Source organism: Streptomyces sp. NPDC091209 (genome assembly GCF_044757755.1).
Taxonomy (GTDB): Bacteria; Actinomycetota; Actinomycetes; order Streptomycetales; family Streptomycetaceae; genus Streptomyces.
Genome location: NZ_JBIVVR010000023.1, coordinates 73,031 through 89,794, shown reverse-complemented (window position 1 = coordinate 89,794; position 16,764 = coordinate 73,031). Strand labels below are relative to the sequence as shown.

The window sequence follows — 16,764 nt, the reverse complement described above, 5'->3', positions numbered from 1 at the left end:
AAGTCTGGAAGTCTGGAAGCAGCAAGGCCGTCGCGCCCGCCCAGGTCGACCGGATAACGTGCGAACGAGCTTCGGGACAGGAGCCGCGCCGGGCCGCAGGTCACTCGCCGCCGGGAGCAAGCGGATGTTCCATGCGGGAGAGCCAGGTGCTGAGCAGTGTTTCCAGCGACGCGGACTCGGCCGGCGTCAGCAGATCCAGCAGGTTGCGTTCATTGTTCATGTGGTCGGTGAACGCTCGGTCGATCAATGCTCGTCCGGGCCCGGTGAGTGCGACGATCCGGCCGCGTTGGTCGTCGTCGGAACGGCGGCGGGTGACGAGTCCGGCCCGCTCCAGGCGGTCGATCCTCTTCGTCATCGCGCCGGTGGTGACCATGGTGTGCGCGGCGAGTTCGCCGGGGGCCCGTTCGTAGGGCTCACCTGCGCGGCGCAGTGCGCACAGGACGTCGAACTCGCCCTCGTTCAGGCCGTAGCGGTCGTAGACGAGGCGGAGTTCCTCGCTGAGCCGGTCGGCCAGGCGGTGCAATCGGCCGATCACTCCCTGCGGGGTGGTGTCGACATCGGGCCGCTCGCGACGCCACTCCGCTTGGATGCGAGCCACGCGGTCCAGAAGTTCTCCATGCTCCATGCCTACCAATATAGCTTCCCGAGAAGTTATATTAGCTTCCATGGAAGCTAATATGCGTTGGGTGGCACTGACCGCGGTCGCACCGGTGGCCTGGGGGACCAACTACTTCGTGACACACGAATTCCTGCCGGCCGACCACCCGCTCTACGGGGCCGCCCTGCGGGCACTGCCCGCCGGCCTGGTCCTGCTCGCCTTGTCCAGGCAAATGCCACGCGGCGTGTGGTGGTGGCGGTCCGCGGTCCTCGGGCTGCTCAACATGAGCGTGTTCTTCGTCCTCGTCTACGCCGCCTCCCAGCTGCTTCCGACGAGCGTGGCCTCGACCGTCATGGCGGTGGCCCCGCTGACGATGATGCTCATTGCCTGGCCCCTGGTGTCCGAGCGGCCCCGGACCGCCCACCTGGCCGGCGCCGCGATCGGACTCGGAGGGGTCTGCCTCATGCTTCTCACCGGGGTGGAACGGGTGAGCGTCCCGGGAGTCCTCGCCTCGGCCGCCGCCATGCTGGTGTCGTCCTTCGGGCACATCCTGGCCAAACGGTGGAACGCCGGTGCAGACGTGCTCGCCTCGACCGCCTGGCAGCTCACCGCCGGAGGCCTGTTCCTGCTTCCGGTCGCCGCAGCCGTGGAAGGCCGTCCGCCCGCGCTCTCGGGGCAGACACTCCTGGCGTTCGGCTACGTCACCCTGATCGCCACCGCGCTGGCCTTCGCCGCCTGGTTCACCGGGCTGCGGCACCTGCCCACCGGGACCGTCGGACTGATCGGACTGCTGAATCCCGTCACCGGCGTACTGCTCGGCACAGTGGTCGCCAAAGAGGTGCTGACCGTTCAGCAACTCGGCGGACTGGTCCTGGTCCTGGCCGGAGTCGTCCTGGCCCGGCCCGGGCGCGAGGGCCGACGCGGCACGAGTGAGCCACCCGCCAGCGGGCATCCGGCGACCGTCCGTAAGGAGCGCCCCCTGCGCGCGATCGCTCATGAGGATCAGAAGTGAATGCCGATCCACATCCACTGCAGTCCAACGCAGTCCACTGCAGTCCACTGCAGTCCACCGCGGTCCAGTCCAGGCGACGAGCGTGACGCCGCAAGCGGAAGGTGAACGCGGGCCAGGGCCGCTACCGGTACTTCTGCACGGAGAACTCGTTCCCGTCGGGGTCGAGCAGCAGCGCCTGGTCGCTGTGGCCCCCGACGGTGTCCGTGCGGGTCGCGCCGAGCGAGACCAGGCGGTCGATCTCAGCCTCCAAGTCGGCGTCGGCGCCGGGCAGGAGCGTCAGCTCGAAGCAGAGCCTGTTCGTGCCCGTCTTCGGTGCCACCGGGGGACCGCCCCAGGTGATCTTCGTACCGCCGCTCGGCGACTGGATCGCGGTCTCCTGGTCCTGGTCCCAGACCAGCGGCCACCGCAGCGCCTTGCTCCAGAAGTAGCCGACCTCCTGCGTGCCGTCGCAGGCCAGCGCTCCGATGACTCCGGTGTCGGCGAGGAACCGGTTGCCCGCCTCGATGACGCAGAACTCGTTGCCGTCCGGATCGGCGAGCACCACATGTCCCTCTTCCGGGAGTTGGCCCACGTCGATGTGCTCGCCGCCGAGTCCCAGGGCCCTGGCCACCGTCTGTTGCTGGTCCTCCGGCGAGGCGCTCGTGAGGTCGAAGTGTGCCCGGTTCCGGCCGGTCTTCGGTTCCTGGCTGGGCACGAAACGGATGCGGAACCCGACGGAATCAGGCGGCACGATCGCGAGATCGTCGTCCGGACCTTCGGTCAACTCCCAGTCCAGGACACCGGACCAGAACCGCGCCAGGTCCGACGGCCGGGTCGCATGGAAGCGGATCGCGAACAGTTGACTGGTCATACCCTGTGCATCTCCGATCCGCTGACGGTCGATTCGACGCCTTGCCCTCCACGCGCGTGCAGCCTAGATAGGGCCGTGCGGGGTCCGCATCCGAGTTTCCGTCGGGGGAGTCGGGTCACGCGGCCCTCACCCACAGTTCTCACGCAAAAGTGATCCGGAACCACCGTGCGCGGAGTGTTGACCCGCGGACCTTCCGACGGCGTTTGCCGCGGGCGCAATGTTGGTTAGGGTGACCAGCGGAGAGTGAATCCGATGCCTTTGGCCAGGGTGATGGACAGGTCGGATCGTTCGGGGCTGCACAGGCTGACTGCTTCCGAGCGGGCCAAGTCAGGCACGACGGGGATTCGTCGGGCTGGCGGCGGTCGGCAGGGCGTCGGCCCCGACGGGAGGGGGAGGTGCATCGCATCTATTGGGTGCTCCGCGAGGGTGTGCACGCTTTTCCCCGTCTCGGTCATGAGCGCGATGTTCGGTTCGACCACCGCCGGTCAGGGGGGCGATGCGCGGTCGACTTCGGCGATGAAGCGCGGGCTTCCGCCGGCGTTGTATCGGTAGCCGGCGACCGGATCCCGAAACGCGATGCGCGCGGCGCGGGCCCGGACCACCAGATGGGCGGCCGGTCGGCGTTTGGCGCGAAACACAGGCAAAGCCCCGCAGGGCGACCGGACGCGGTGGGCGTGTGACCGGGCGGTCGGCGCCCGAGGCGCTGCCCCCGTCGCTGCGCGTGTGGCTAGGGCCGACCGCGGTCTTCGCCGCGCTGGTGGTCGTCGTGCTCGGGGTCCTGTATGCCGACGACAGCAAGCCCGGCATGGTGGACGCGCGGATCTGGGCGGCGGTGTACGGGGTGCGGTCGCCGTGGCGGCACGTCGCTCTGGCCATGGACTTCTTGGGGGAGCCCGTGGGAGCGGCGACGCTGATCGTGGCCACCGTGACGGGCTGCCTGCTGCTTCGGCGTCCTCGCGCGGCGGTACTCGTCGTCGCCGGGACCGGCATGACCGTGGGGACGGCAACGCTGCTCAAGTCCCTGGTGGGACGCACCATCCACGACGGAAACCTGTCCTACCCGAGCGGGCACACCGCCTTCGCCACCGCGCTCGCCCTCGCGGTGGCGCTGCTCGCGACCGGCCGGCTCGGACTCGGCAGGACGGCCGGCACGCTACTCGTGCTCGGCGCGGCGCTGGTTGCCGGCACCGCCATGGGCTGGGCGCAGGTCGCCCTGGGCGCGCACTACCCGACCGACGTCCTCGGCGGCTGGTGCACCGCGCTGGCGGTGATACCGGCGACCGCGTGGCTGGTCGACCGGACGGCTGACCGGCTGGTCGACCAGCCGTCCGACACCGTCCCGCGGGAGCGTCGCTGACGTCACGTCACGCCAAGCGGCGGAATACGGGCTTCACCGGTCGTCCGACCAGCCAGGGGGCGGGGTCAGCGGCGTCCAGGGCCTTCCGGTACACCGCACACGCCTGGGCCACCACGTCGACGGTGTGATCGATGTCGGCGTCGTCGAGCGCGCTGCTCACCACGAACGACGGTGCGAGCACCCCGCCGGCGAGGAGGCGGCGCAGGAACAGGGTGCGGTACTGCTGCGACGGCTGCCGGTTCTCGTCGAGGGTGGTGAAGACCAGGTTGCTGGCCCGGCCCCGGACGACGATGTGGTCGCCGACGCCCATGGCGGCCGCGGCGTCGCGGACACCGGCGGCCAACCGCTCGCCGAGGGCGTGCAGCCGCGCGGTGACGCCCTCTTCGACGTAGGTGGTGAGCACCGCCATCGCGGCTGCCAGGGAGTGTGTTTCCGCACCGTGCGTGGTGGACAGCAGGAACACCCGTTCGCCGGAGTGACGCAGCCCGCCCAGCTCCATCAGATCGCGGCGCCCGGCCAGCGCGGAGACGGCGAACCCGTTGCCCAGCGCCTTGCCGAACGTGGAGAGGTCGGGGACGACGCCGTACAGGCCCTGGGCGCCCGCCTCGGACCAGCGCAAGCCGGTGATCATCTCGTCGAAGATCAGTACGCAGCCGTGCCGGTCGGCCAGCTCGCGCAGGCCGGCGAGGTACCCGGGAGTGGGGTCTCCCCTGCTCGAACGAAGTTGAGAGCTTGGGGAAGGCTCGGTGTGGTCGGCGGGTTCGAGAATCAGGCAGGCGACCTCGTCCTGGTACCGGGTGAGCAACTCCTCCGTGGCGGCCAGGTCTCCGTAGGGGAAGGCCACGGTGAGTTCGTTGGTCGCCGCCGGAATGCCGGCGGACATCGGCGTGGTGCCGATGAACCAGTCGTCGACGGAGAAGAACGGATGGTCGGCGCAGAGGGCCACCCGCGGGCGCCCGGTGGCGGCGCGGGCGAGGCGCACCGCGGCGGTGGTGGCGTCGGAGCCGTTCTTCGCGAACTTCACCATCTCGGCGGTCGGCACGGTGGCCAGGAAGCGTTCCGCGGCCTCGACCTCCACGATGGACGGCCGGACGAAGTTGCTGCCGCGGCCGAGTTCGCGCCGCACCGCCTCGAGCACGCGTGGATGGGCGTGGCCGAGGCTGACGGACCGCAGCCCGGAGCCGTACTCGATGTAGCGGTTGCCGTCGACGTCCCACACGTGGGCACCGCTGCCGTGGCTGATGACCGGGGCCAGGTTCTCGGGGTACTGGTCGTCGCCCTTGGCATAGGTGTGCGCGCCGCCGGGGATCATGGCGTGCAGCCGCTCGTTGGCGGCCCGCGACAGGGGCAGGTGAAGCTCATCGGTGTCCACGGGGACCTCAACTTTCTCTGTGCTTGAGGACCTCGGCGAGGCTCGGCGCCTCCCGGTCCCGTGGGGACATCGAGGTGGCCGGCAGGGGCCAGGGAATGGCGAGCTCCGGGTCGTCGAAGGCGATCGTCACGTCCTCGGACGGATCGTGCGGGCGGTCGATCCGGTACGAGGTGTCGGCGGTCTCGGTCAGTGCCTGGAAGCCGTGCGCACACCCCGCGGGGATGTACAGGGTCACCTGCGTCTCGCCGGACAGCTCGAAGAAGGCCCGGTTGCGGTACGTCGGCGAGTCGGGCCGCAGATCCACGACGACGTCGAAGATCCTCCCGTACGAGCACCGCACCAGCTTGGCCTCGCCGGCGCCGGAGCGCAGGTGTAGGCCGCGCAGCACGCCCCGGACCGAGCGGGACAGGCTGTCCTGGACGAAGGCGTCCGGGTCGAGGCCCACCGAGCGGACCACGTCGGCGTCGAAGGTGCGGCAGAAGAAGCCGCGTTCGTCGGCATGCAGTGTCGGCTCGAAGAGGTACGCGCCGGTGATCTCCGGGACTTCGGTCGCTTTCATTCCGGGCGCAGTCATGAAGCCTTCCGCAAGGTGTGGGCGTGATCGGTCGCCGGGAACAGGGCTGTGGTCAAGGAGTTGAACTGGTGCTCGAGTCGCCGGGCGGCGGCCAGGTTCCGCTCGGTGAGGGTCTGCCGCAGCTCGGCCGAACGCTTCTCCAGCGCTCGGAACTGATCGAGCAGCCGGTCCGCGTCGACCTCGCGAGCCGGGTGGCGGTACGCGCCGAGGCCCATCTCCGTCATGAGCGCGTCGCTCTTCGCCGCGTAGCAGAGCGCGAGCACCGGGGTACCGGTCTTCAGCGCGCAGATCAGGTTGTGGTACCGGATCGCCACCACGGTGTCGGCAGCCGCCATCTCCTTCATCAGGTCGGCCAGTGAGGACGGCTCGGCAGCGGTGACCAGCGGCGAGTCCACCGCGTCGAGGATCGCGGCGACCACCGACGCGTCGCACGCGTCACCGGTGAGCAGCCGGACGGTCCTGCCCTCCTCGACCAGCGCGCGGACGAACCGGACCGTCCCGTCGAGGTAGCGCCGGTATATCTCGTCGGCCCGGGCGCGATCGTCGTTGCCGCCGTGGAAGTCCATGACGCCGACACAGACCGGGCCCGGCGGGCCCGACGGGCCCGAGGAGGTGGTCGCCCGCGGCGTCGGCAGAGCGAACGCGAGGTCGGGGTAGACCTCGTCGCGCGCGGTGTCCACTCCCATCGCCCGCATCGCGTCGCGGGACTGCGCGTCCCGGTACGACCGGTACGCGGCCAGCCGCGCCGACCAGCGCACCAGGGCCCGGGTCGGCCGGTTCCCGATCGTCGCGGCGCCGACGCTGACCAGCGCCACCCGGGTGCGCAGCAGCCGGCCACTCGCGCAGAGCAGGAACAGCGAGTACGGGAAGCCCCACGGCCGCAGCGGCAGTGTCGCCTCAAGGACGCCCATGCCGGGCACGATGACCACGTCGTGACGGCGCACCCAGGCAGCGGTGCGGAAGACGTCGACGAGCTTACCCAGGCCCTTCGCCGCGATCGCGCCCGCACGCGACGCGGTCCGGTACTCCCCGCGGTACCAGTGCATTCGCGTCGCGGGGATCCCGAACCGGGTCGTGACGGCCTCGGGTCCGCCGCACAGCGCGTCGACGACCGCCTCCGGGTGTTCGGTGCGCAGGTACCCGAGCACGGCTTCGAGCGATCCGTCGTTGCCGAGGTTGCCGGAGCCGAGCAGTCCGAACACCCCGACGCGCACCGGGCCCCTGTCCGCGGCCGTCATGCCCGCCTCCCCTCACGGCCGGCGACGAGGGCGTCGACGGAGACCGTGAGCAGGCCCGGATCGACCGGGGCGCGGTCCTCGACCCGCTCACCGGCGCCCGGCCGGACCCGGCTGGTCATCCACGCGGCCAGGTGGCGGTGGCATGCGCGCCGGTCGGCCGGGGACAACGGCGCCCGGCGGATCGCCGCGACGAAGCCCCACATGTACTCGGCGAGCAGCCGGGGCGTCGGGTGCAGCGGACCCGCCCGGCGCGGGTCCAGGTTGACGCACCGGGAGCGCTTGGAAGGGTTCGCCCGCTCTGCGCGCGTGGGATGGTCGCGGCGGAAGTACAGCAGCTCCGGCACCTGGTGGAAGGCCCCGTGCAGGGTGATCTCGGCGACGAACGTACGGTCCGCGTGGTGGTAGCTGTCGAGCGGCTTCACCCGGCGCAGCATGTCGGCCCGCATCACCCCGTAGAAGTCGTCGCCCCCCGGCTCGAACAGCAGACTGCGGAAGCGCTCCGGTGCGTGCGGGGAGTCGGTGGCGAGCGTGTACTCGTAGGGGACCTTCACCTGGCCGTCGCCGTCGATGACCGCCTGGCCGGTGTGCGCGAGGATCATGTCCGGCCGCTCGTCCAGCGCCTGGACGCAGCGCCGCAGCAGATCCCGGCCGTACAGGTCGTCGTGCGAGGCCCACTTGAACAGTTCGCCGCGGGACTCGGCGAACACGTGGTTGTGGTTCGGCGTGGCGCCGATGTTCCGGGGCAGCCGGTGATACCGGATGCGCGAGTCCCGCGCGGCGTACTTGCGGCAGATCTCCTGGGTCCCGTCGGTCGAGGCGTTGTCGGAGATGACCAGCTCGAAGTCCTCGTAGGTCTGGCCGAGCAGGGCGTCGAGCGACTCGGCCAGGTACTCCTCGCCGTTGTACACGGGCAGGCCGATGCTCAGCCTGGGTCGGTCGGTCATGAGGTCCTCACTTCGGGGATGGGATCGCGGTGGCGCTCGTGCAGGGCGGACCGCAGGTGCAACCACCACACGGCCGAGCCGCTGATGGTCGCGGCGGCGACGCCCCAGGCCGAGCCGACCGTGCCGGCGGCGGCCGCCCCGCCGAGCCCGCCGCTGACATAGCAGGCGGAGGCGAACAACTGGCAGCGCAGGCTGCGCCGGGCCGCGCCGAGCGCGCGCAGCCCGGCCGCCGCGCCGGTGCCGAGGCCCGCGCCCGCGACGCCGAGGGTGATCGCCACGATGAGCTCCGAGGCGGAGTGCCAGACGCCGCCGAGCACCAGCTCGCCGAACCGGCCGGGCATCAGCAGCAGCGCCGCGCCCCAGAGCAGCGCGCCGACGGCCTGCCCCCCGCCGAGGAGGAGGCAGAACCTGCCCAGTTGACGCGGGGCCTGCCGCAGCACCCGTGCCGCCTCCGGGACGGTGACCAGCGACAGCCCCATCAGCACGGCCAGGAACGGGCCCATGAGGAGTTCGGCGCCGCGCACCGCGCCCACCGCGCTCACCCCGACGATGGCGCCGAGCCCGTACGCCCGCAGCTGGCTGGCGCCGCTGAGGCTGACGTTCTCGACCAGATACCGGTAGCCGAGATCGCGCTGCTCGCGAAGCCACCCGCGCGCCTCGGCCATCCGGGGCGCGATGCCGGACTGGACGCAGCCGTACCCCGCCGCCACCGTGGCGGACGCGCCCCAGGCGAGCACGAAGGCGGCCACGCTGCCCGCACGGGCCGCCACCACCATGGCCGGGACGAGTGCCACACCCCACACGACGTCGTTGACGAACGCCTTCCGCCCGGCACCGGCGGCGAAGAACGAGAACCGCCAGGCGTCCTGGAGCAGCAGCCCCGGCAACATGACACCGAGGGCGGCGAACGCGGGCCCCACGCGGCCGCCCAGGCCGAGCCCTGCCGCCAGACACACCACCCCGAGCGCCGCACCGACGCCGAGCGCGGTACCCGTCGACCGGGCCACCGCCCCGCGCCAAGACGCGTCCGGCACGCCGCTGAAGCGCACCACGAGCGGATCGGTGGCAAGCCCGCGGGAGACGTTGAGCACCACGCCGTACGTCACCCAGGCGAGGCTGAACACGCCGAACGCGGTCACCCCCAGCGAGCGGGCCACGTAGACGCCCACCGCGAAGTTGCTCACGCTGGAGGCCGCCTGGTCGGCCAGTCCCCAGGACAACCGGCCGACGAGGGCCCGCCTGGCGGATCCGGCCGGTGCCCTGGTTTTCTCCCCCTCGGTGGTCATCGGCGTCATGCCTTGATCAGCCCGGCGCCGTGCAGGGCACCGGCCGCGGCGGCGACGGTGTCGAACGGCAGCCCGGACCGCTCGGCGACGTCCAGCAGACTGTGCTCGCCTTCGGAGAGGCTGAGCACCCAGAGCATGGCCATCTGTGCCTGCTTCGCGTCGCTGCGGCCTCCGAGCGAGTCGTACAACCCCCGTCGGCCCAGCTGTGGTTCGCCGTACGGACTGAGGTTGACGTACCGCCGGTTGCGGTCAAGGACGGCGAACGCCTCGCGGCAGACGGCGAGCGTGTCCGCCATCGCCTCCGGGGAGACGAAGTCCAGATTGTCCGCCGAGGTGTGGTACTCGGGGTAGCCGGCGTACGGGGTCCGGCTGAGCGAGCCCACGCCGAGATCGAACCCGGGCGAGCAGAACTGCCGCTCGTCGTAGCCGTACGGAGTGAACTCGGTGACGTGGTGCGGGCGTTCGGAGGCGTCCAGCACATGCCGCATCACCCGGTCGATCTCCGCGTCACCGCGCCTGCTCTGTTTGTACGTCAGCCGGCCCGGGTCCCCGGCGCAGGCCAGCACCAGCCCGTGCTTGACTCGTTCGATCCGCTCCGCGTTGCGGGCCAGCCAGGTGATCGCCCCGATGGTGCCGGGCGCGAACAGGAACCGGTAGGTGTAGTACGGCTTCTGCTCCGCCAGTGCCCGGGCCAGGAACGTCGCCACCGCGATGCCGGCCAGGTTGTCGTTGGCCAGCGACGGGTGGCAGACATGGCAGGAGACGATCACCTCGTCGGCGACCTGCCCGGGCACCACGTGCTCGGCGTAGGTGAGGTGACCATCGGCGAGTGTGGAGTCGACGCGCACCTCGTACTCGCCGTCCGGCAGCGCGTCCAAGGTGTCCTGGGCCAGGCAGAACCCCCATTCCGGCTGGTAGTAGCTGGTGCGGTACGGCACCCAGGACGGGTGGTCCGGCAGGGTGTACAGGTGCGCGCGGAGCTCGGCCAGCGGCATGGTCGCCGACACCGGCACGCTGTAGCCGAGCACGTGCAGGCTGGACGCGGAGAAGTCGACGACCCGGTTGCCGGCCGGGTCGGCGATGTACGCGTCCCGGATGTTCCACTCCTGCGGCACGGTCCAGTCGAGCACCTGCGTCCCGGTCGGCACCTCGTGCACCTGCAGCGGTATGTACTCGCCGACGATGTCCAGGGTGGCGCGCACCCCGTCGCCGGTGATGCTGCGGCAGAGCGGGTACATCCGCTCCACCAGCGCGTACATCGCTTCGCCGGCGTTGGTCATCGGCGCCACCGCAGGGTGTCGTCGACGGTGCCGGCTTCGGTCGCCGCGCGGAGCACGGCGAGCCGGGTGAAGCGCTGCTCGAAGTCCTCCCGGGTCAGCCCGAACTTCCGGTAGGCGTCGGCGAGTTCGAGCGCGCCCTGCTTGACGGTCCACTCGCAGTCGAAGCCGGGAATCGCGGCGCGGAACCGGGAGAAGTCCACCCGGTAGGACCGCGGGTCGGCACCGGTCTCGCCGGTGATCACCACCTTGGAGCCGGTCACCGCCTCGGCGACCTGTTCGGCGATCTCGGCGACCGTGACGTTGTTGACCTCGCTGCCGATGTTGAACGCCCGGTCGTGCACCGCCTCGCGCGGAGCGGTCAGCGCGGCCGTGAAGGCCCGCGCGATGTCGGCGGCGTGCACCAGCGGGCGCCAGGGGGTGCCGTCGGAGAGCACCAACACCTCGCCGGACAGGAGCGCGTGGCCCACCAGGTTGTTCAGCACGATGTCGGCGCGCAGCCGGGGCGAGTAGCCGAAGGCGGTGGCGTTGCGCATGAACACCGGGCTGAAGTCGCCGTCGGCCAGTGCGTGCAGGTCGTCCTCCACCCGCACCTTCGACTCCGCGTACGGCGTCACCGGGCGCAGCGGGGCGTCCTCGGCCACCAGGTCGTCACCGCCGGAGGCGCCGTAGACGGAGCAGGTCGACGCGTACAGGAAGCGCCGCACTCCGGCGTCGCGGGCCAGCCGGGCCAGCCGCACGGAGGCGTGGTGGTTGATGTCGTAGGTGAGCTCCGGCGCCAGCGACCCCAGCGGGTCGTTGGACAGCGCGGCCAGGTGGATCACGGCGTCCACCCCGGCCACGTGCTCGGCCGTTACGTCGCGCAGATCCACCAGCGGCCCCGGCGGGTCCGCAGGCTGTGGGCCAAGGACGCAGTCGGCGAACAGGCCGGCGTCGAGACCGACGACCTCGTGCCCGGCGGCCGCGAGGACCGGGGCCATCACGGTGCCCAGATAGCCCTGGTGCCCGGTCAGCAGTACGCGCAAGGTTCATTCCCCCAGGTCGAGAGTGAGTTTGGTGACGGCGAACGCCTCGGCGTAGCGCGCGTGGCATTCGATGCCGCGGATCCGCGCGAGGCCCAGGAAGGCTTCCCGGTCGTACCAGGGCCGGTGCCGCTGTGAGGGGTAGTGCTCCTGCAGCAGCCGCACCTTCTGTTCCGCGATCTCCGGAGACAGCGGCTGGTACGCCGCCGGACGGCCGAGATCGCCGTCCCACTTGACGATCTCGTAGCCGAGCACGAGATGGTCGCGGAACGCGGTGGGCAGCAGCCGCGCCAGGCCGCGGTGATCCTGGTGCGCGTCATCGGTACGCGGCGCGAGGACCAGGTCGGGCTCGGTCTGCCCGCGCAGTTCCTCGACCGCGGCCTTGGCCTCCTCCCAGTGCGCGGGCATCCGGCCGTCCGGCAGCTTGAGCACCGTCAGCCGCAGATCGGCGCCCGGACAGAAGGCGGCGAGCGCGGCCCGCTCCTCCTGTTCCCGCTCGCCGCCCCCGCCGGAGAGCACCAGCGCGTCGACGCGGATGCCCGGCCTCCCGAGGCAGAGCGTCAGCAGCGTGCCGCCGGCGCCGATGGCGATGTCGTCGCAGTGCGCGCCCACCGCGACGATCCGGTCCAGGCGCCCGGCACCGAGCCGGATCACGTCCTCGCTCCGGCGCCGTCCCTGCTGCCGGTCGCGCTCGCTCCCGTGCCGTCCCGTTCCCACACGGCCCACGGGCGGTCGCCCCGGGCATAGGCCTCGTCGAGCGCGGCCCGCTCCTTCACGGTGTCGGTCGGCTTCCAGAAGCCGCGGTGCTGGTGCGCCACCAACCGTCCGCGCTTGGCCAGTTGGGCACATCCGTCGGCGACCAGGTCCCCGTTCTCCGGTATGTGGTCGAAGACCTCCTGGCGGAGCACGAAGTAGCCGCCGTTCTCCCACAGCGGCATGTCGCTCACCGCGGTGATGCCCCCCACCAGGCCGTCCTCGCCCAGGTCCACACAGTGGAACGACGACTGCGGCGGCACCACCATCATCGACGCACCGGCGTCACGCCGGGCGAACCGGTCGATCATCTCCGGCAGCGGGGCGTCGGTGAGCACGTCGGCGTAGTTGGCGAGGAACATCTCGTCACCGTCCAGGTGATGCCGCACCCGGCGCAGGCGCTCCCCGATCGGCGACTCGATGCCGGTCTGCGCGAACGTGATCGTCCAGGAGGCGATATCGGTGGACAGCAACTCGGTGCGCCCGCCCCGCAGTACGAAGTCGTTGGACGTCGTCTCCTCGTAGTTGAGGAAGAAGTTCTTGATGTGGTGCGCCCCGTAGCCCAGGCACAGGATGAACTCCGTGTGCCCGAAGTACGCGTAGTAGCGCATGACGTGCCAGATCAGCGGCCGCGGGCCGACCATCGCCATCGGCTTGGGCACGTCGTCGGAGGCTCCGTTGCGCATACGCAGTCCGTAACCGCCGCAGAACAGAACGACCTTCATGCTGTGACCTCTTTCAAGACGCGGCCTCGACAATGCTCAGTTCCGGGATGGGAAAGACCAGCCGGCCGCCCCACTCGTGCACGAACGACAACTGCTCGACCAGCTCGGCCCGCAGGTTCCACGGGAGGACGAGGACGTAGTCCGGCCGGTCGGCGGCTATCCGCTCGGGCGGCAGGATCGGGATGCGGGTGCCCGGGGTGAACCTGCCGTGTTTGTAGGGGTTGCGGTCGACCGTGTACCGGAGCAGGTCGGGCCGGATGCCGCAGTGGTTGAGCAGGGTGTTGCCCTTGCCCGGGGCGCCGTAGCCGACGACCGTCTCTCCGCGCTCGGCCGCGTCGATGAGGAACCGCAGCAGGTCCCGGCGCACCTTGGCCACCCGGGCGGAGAACTCCGTGTACCCGGACAACTCCCGCAGCCCGGCGGCCTTCTCCCGGTCCAGTACGTCGGCCACCTGCCCGCCCGGCTCGCCGGCCACCTCGGCCGGCCGGGCCCACAGCCGGATGGAGCCGCCGTGCGTGGGCAGCAACTCGACGTCCACGAGCGTGAGTCCGCCGCTCGCCAGCGCCCGGGCCGCGGACGCGACCGTGTAGTACTGGAAGTGCTCGTGGTAGATCGTGTCGTACTGGTTCTCCTCGATCAGGGTCAGCAGGTGCTGCACCTCGATGGAGACCCAGCCGTCGTCGGCCACCAGGGCGCGCAGCCCCTGGGTGAACCCGACCACGTCGGGGATGTGCGCGTACACGTTGTTGGCCACGACCAGGTCCGCCGGGCCGTGCTCGGCACGGACGGCCGAGCCGGTGTCCGGGGACAGGAACTCGGTGAGCGTGGGCACACCCGCGTCCCGCGCCGCGGCGCCGACGTTCACCGAGGGCTCGATGCCGAGGCAGCGGATCCCGCGGTCCACCACATGCCTCAGCAGGTACCCGTCGTTGCTCGCGACCTCGACCACGAAGGCGTCGGTGCCGAGATCCAACCGCTGTACGGCGTCGGCGACGAACGTGCGCGCGTGCTCCACCCAGGAGGTCGAGAAGGAGGAGAAGTACGCGTACTCGCTGAACGTCTCCTCCGGCGTGATCAGCGGAGGGATCTGCGCGAGCCAGCAGTCGGTGCAGACCCGCAGATGCAGCGGGTACGCCGGTTCCGGCCGGTCCAGTTGCTCAGCGGCGAGAAAGCTCTCGCACGGCGGGGTCGCCCCCAGATCGACGACGCTCGCCAGCGTCGCCGAGCCGCAGAGTCGGCATCGTGTCATCTACTTCCCCCATCCCGCTCGCGCGGGCGCACCCGCCGCGAGCCAGTACTTTTCTCCCCTGCCGGCGACGGGCTCTCCCCGCCGCCGGACCGACCCGCGATCGCGGTGCGGTACCCCTCCACCAGGCGCTCAAGGCCGACGGCCGGGCTGAACCCCTGCTCGTAACGGCGCCGGGCCGCCCGGCCCATCTCCTGGTTGCGGGCCGACTCGGCCGTGATCCGGCGCAGGCAGGACGCGAGCGACGCGGACACGCCCGGCCGGTGCAGCAGCCCGGTCATCCCGTCCTCGACGAGTTCTACGAAGGCGCCGTGACCGGCGGCGACGACCGGGACCCCGGCCGCCATCGCCTCCACCACCACCAGGCCGAACGCCTCCAGCCATGTCGAGGGAGCCACCACGGCGACCGACCGCGCGATGGCCTCCCGGCACTGTGCCGTGTCATAGAGGCCGACGTACCGCACGTCGTCCCGGCCCGCCGCCCAGGCGGTCACCTCCGGCTCCAGCGGCCCCGTACCGGCGATCATGAGCGGGACGCCCACCCCGCCGTCGGCGGCGAGTTCGTCCCACGCGGCCATGAGAAGCCGCACGCCCTTGGCCTCCGCGAGCCGGCCGAGATAGAGCAGATGCTCGCCCGCGCCCGCACGGCCCGCGCCCGGTTCGGGCACGAAGTTGTGCTTCACCGCCAGTCGCTCGGCCGGCATGCCGGCCCGCACCAGGACGTCGCGCTGTGCCGCGGAGATGCAGAAGAACCGCTCCACGCCGGACCACCACCGCCGTCGGTTGACCGACATGCTGACCGCGAGGGGCACCGTCGCCAGCCGGGAGTTCCGGTAGCAGCCGTGCCGGACGGCGGGCAGCGGCGCGGACCCGACGCACTCGGCACACGGCCGGCCGTCCCGCTGCAGCGTGCCGGGCGGGCAGACCTGGGTGTAGTTGTGCAGCGTGGCGACGGCGGGCACGCCGGTGTCGGCGCAGGCGGCCAGCACCGCCGGCGACAGGAGCGGGAAGACGTTGTGGACGTGCACCACGTCCGGCCGCTCGCTACGAAGGACGGCGGCGAGCTCCGCGCGGACCGCCGGGTTCCACGGCACGAGCAGCGGTATCGCGGCCTTGCCCAGCAGGGACCGGGCGGCGATGTCGTCGCTGCGCCGCTCGAACACCTCGACCTGGTGGCCGGCCCCGCGCAGCAGCGCCACCTCCTGGTCGACGACCTTGTTCTCCCCGCTCGGCTGCGCCGAGGCGTAGCGGTTGTGCACCACGAGGACGCGCATGCTCAGGTCACCTCCGATCTCCGTGCCCAACGCGGGGCGTCTCGTCGATGGACTTCGGGTGCCGACAGGGGAGTGGCCGCGGCCGGTGCCGCCAGCAGCGAGGCGGCCACGGCCAGATGCAGCAGATACGGCGAGGCGTCGCCCAGCCCGGCCTCGGTGTACGACGCGATCGCGCAGTAGCTGATCAGGAAGATCGCGCAGGCCCTCGACAGCGACGGCGGCCGCAGCAACGCGACACCGCCCAACACGATGATGATCGCCGCCACCAGGGCGACGCCGGTCATACCCTGCTCGTTGAAGACCGCCAGCCAGCTGTTGTCGATCGGCAGCCCGCCGAACGACTTGTCGCCCAGGCCCACGCCGAACAGGTACTCCGAGGTCGTCCGGGGTGCTGCCAGCAGGGCGTCCCAGACCTTGGCCCGACCGGTGAGGCTGGAGAAATTCTCCTGGCTCTGTCCGCGCAGGAACCACGCCTGCAGCGCGGAGGCGAACCCCACCGCGGCCACGGCGGCGATCAGCACCGCCCAGGTGAAGAACCGGCGGGCGGCGGCGCTGGTCAGGATGAGCGAGCCGATCGCCAACGCCAGCCCGACGAGCAGGCCGAGCGTGGCCGTCCGGGTATGGGTCAGCGCGAGCAGGACGAGGGACGGCACGATGATCACCGCCGCGCTGGTCCTGTCGGTCCGGTGGTCCAGAACGAGCAGCACGGTAAGCCCGATGATCACCGCGGCGTACTGTCCGATCTGCGGAGGGGTGAGCGGCCACAACGCGCCGACCAGCCGCCCGCCGTAGAGCCCGGGCAGGGCCGCGCCCGGTGAGATGACCAGACCGGCGGCCACCGACCCGAGCACCGCGAAGTACATCCGGATGTGGTGCCGGACGAACGTCGGGCCGCCGTCCCACCAGCGGCTGAGAAGCCACAGCGTGCCGACGAACAGAGCCAGCCGGGCGCAGCGGAACAGCGCGCCGAACCCGGACTCCAGGTTCGCGCTGGAGACCACGCTCAGCCCCAGCAGCAGGGTGAGCAGGAACAAGAAGGCGCTGGCCCGGATGCGCAGCCGGAGATTGACCGCGAGCGCCAGCGTGAACGCGGCGACGAGCGCGCCCATGGTGACCATCTGGATGAGGGAGCGGGGCAGCGGGATGATGGTCTTCGCCCCGGCGGAGCCGAGCGTGTTGAGGATCAGCAGCCCCCAGACCGTCCCGACGATCTTCGGCGTGTGGTCCGCGCCCATC

The 16,764-nt window shown here is 71.2% G+C and carries 16 protein-coding genes; 2 read left to right on the top strand and 14 right to left on the bottom strand.

Going from position 1 to position 16,764, the window contains the following annotated elements:
• Positions 1–100: 100 nt before the first annotated feature.
• Positions 101–625, bottom strand: coding sequence for a MarR family winged helix-turn-helix transcriptional regulator (locus ACIQRL_RS39825; protein ID WP_401341027.1), 525 nt, complete (start codon positions 623–625; stop codon positions 101–103).
• Positions 626–677: 52 nt separating this feature from the next.
• Between ACIQRL_RS39825 and ACIQRL_RS39820 the strand changes: the two genes are divergently transcribed.
• Entirely contained in the window at positions 678–1,610 is a 933-nt protein-coding gene (locus ACIQRL_RS39820; RefSeq protein ID WP_401341063.1) for an EamA family transporter, read from the top strand.
• Positions 1,611–1,731: 121 nt separating this feature from the next.
• Here the strand turns inward: ACIQRL_RS39820 and ACIQRL_RS39815 are convergent, their stop codons facing one another.
• Positions 1,732–2,460, bottom strand: a complete 729-nt coding sequence (locus ACIQRL_RS39815; RefSeq protein ID WP_401341025.1) for a VOC family protein — start codon at positions 2,458–2,460, stop codon at positions 1,732–1,734.
• A gap of 676 nt (positions 2,461–3,136) precedes the next feature.
• Here ACIQRL_RS39815 and ACIQRL_RS39810 point away from each other — a divergent pair.
• Positions 3,137–3,817: a phosphatase PAP2 family protein gene (locus ACIQRL_RS39810; protein ID WP_401341022.1), complete on the top strand. Its 681-nt coding sequence runs from the start codon at positions 3,137–3,139 to the stop codon at positions 3,815–3,817.
• Positions 3,818–3,824: 7 nt separating this feature from the next.
• Here the strand turns inward: ACIQRL_RS39810 and ACIQRL_RS39805 are convergent, their stop codons facing one another.
• From ACIQRL_RS39805 to ACIQRL_RS39750, 12 genes are read right to left on the bottom strand one after another with little or no spacing between them, the layout of a single operon-like run.
• Complete coding sequence (locus ACIQRL_RS39805) at positions 3,825–5,189, bottom strand: glutamate-1-semialdehyde 2,1-aminomutase (RefSeq protein ID WP_401341019.1); 1,365 nt, start codon at positions 5,187–5,189, stop codon at positions 3,825–3,827.
• Positions 5,190–5,196: 7 nt separating this feature from the next.
• Complete coding sequence (gene rfbC, locus ACIQRL_RS39800) at positions 5,197–5,748, bottom strand: dTDP-4-dehydrorhamnose 3,5-epimerase (protein WP_401341061.1); 552 nt, start codon at positions 5,746–5,748, stop codon at positions 5,197–5,199.
• An 11-nt stretch (positions 5,749–5,759) separates the two neighbouring features.
• On the bottom strand, positions 5,760–7,001 hold the full coding sequence (locus ACIQRL_RS39795; protein WP_401341016.1) for a polysaccharide pyruvyl transferase family protein: 1,242 nt from the start codon (positions 6,999–7,001) through the stop codon (positions 5,760–5,762).
• Positions 6,998–7,945, bottom strand: a complete 948-nt coding sequence (locus ACIQRL_RS39790) for a glycosyltransferase family 2 protein (protein WP_401341013.1) — start codon at positions 7,943–7,945, stop codon at positions 6,998–7,000. The genes ACIQRL_RS39795 and ACIQRL_RS39790 overlap by 4 nt, the downstream gene beginning before the upstream one ends.
• Positions 7,942–9,240 carry a hypothetical protein gene (locus tag ACIQRL_RS39785; RefSeq protein WP_401341012.1) on the bottom strand — a complete coding sequence of 433 codons (1,299 nt, stop codon included), beginning with the start codon at positions 9,238–9,240 and terminating at the stop codon, positions 7,942–7,944. The genes ACIQRL_RS39790 and ACIQRL_RS39785 overlap by 4 nt, the downstream gene beginning before the upstream one ends.
• Positions 9,237–10,520, bottom strand: coding sequence for a DUF4910 domain-containing protein (locus ACIQRL_RS39780; protein WP_401341011.1), 1,284 nt, complete (start codon positions 10,518–10,520; stop codon positions 9,237–9,239). The genes ACIQRL_RS39785 and ACIQRL_RS39780 overlap by 4 nt, the downstream gene beginning before the upstream one ends.
• Positions 10,508–11,533, bottom strand: coding sequence for an NAD-dependent epimerase/dehydratase family protein (locus ACIQRL_RS39775; protein ID WP_401341009.1), 1,026 nt, complete (start codon positions 11,531–11,533; stop codon positions 10,508–10,510). Before ACIQRL_RS39775 ends, ACIQRL_RS39780 begins: the two co-directional genes overlap by 13 nt.
• 3 nt (positions 11,534–11,536) lie before the next feature.
• Positions 11,537–12,184 carry a PIG-L deacetylase family protein gene (locus ACIQRL_RS39770; protein ID WP_401341007.1) on the bottom strand — a complete coding sequence of 216 codons (648 nt, stop codon included), beginning with the start codon at positions 12,182–12,184 and terminating at the stop codon, positions 11,537–11,539.
• Entirely contained in the window at positions 12,181–13,008 is an 828-nt protein-coding gene (locus tag ACIQRL_RS39765) for a glucose-1-phosphate cytidylyltransferase (RefSeq protein WP_401341006.1), read from the bottom strand. The genes ACIQRL_RS39770 and ACIQRL_RS39765 overlap by 4 nt, the downstream gene beginning before the upstream one ends.
• Positions 13,009–13,021: 13 nt before the next feature.
• Positions 13,022–14,257: a class I SAM-dependent methyltransferase gene (locus ACIQRL_RS39760; protein WP_401341004.1), complete on the bottom strand. Its 1,236-nt coding sequence runs from the start codon at positions 14,255–14,257 to the stop codon at positions 13,022–13,024.
• The gene (locus ACIQRL_RS39755; protein WP_401341002.1) at positions 14,254–15,528 is read right to left on the bottom strand and encodes a glycosyltransferase; all 1,275 of its coding nucleotides are present in this window, start codon (positions 15,526–15,528) and stop codon (positions 14,254–14,256) included. The genes ACIQRL_RS39760 and ACIQRL_RS39755 overlap by 4 nt, the downstream gene beginning before the upstream one ends.
• Before the next feature lie 2 nt (positions 15,529–15,530).
• Positions 15,531–16,763: an O-antigen ligase domain-containing protein gene (locus tag ACIQRL_RS39750; protein WP_401341001.1), complete on the bottom strand. Its 1,233-nt coding sequence runs from the start codon at positions 16,761–16,763 to the stop codon at positions 15,531–15,533.
• Position 16,764: the final 1 nt, after the last annotated feature.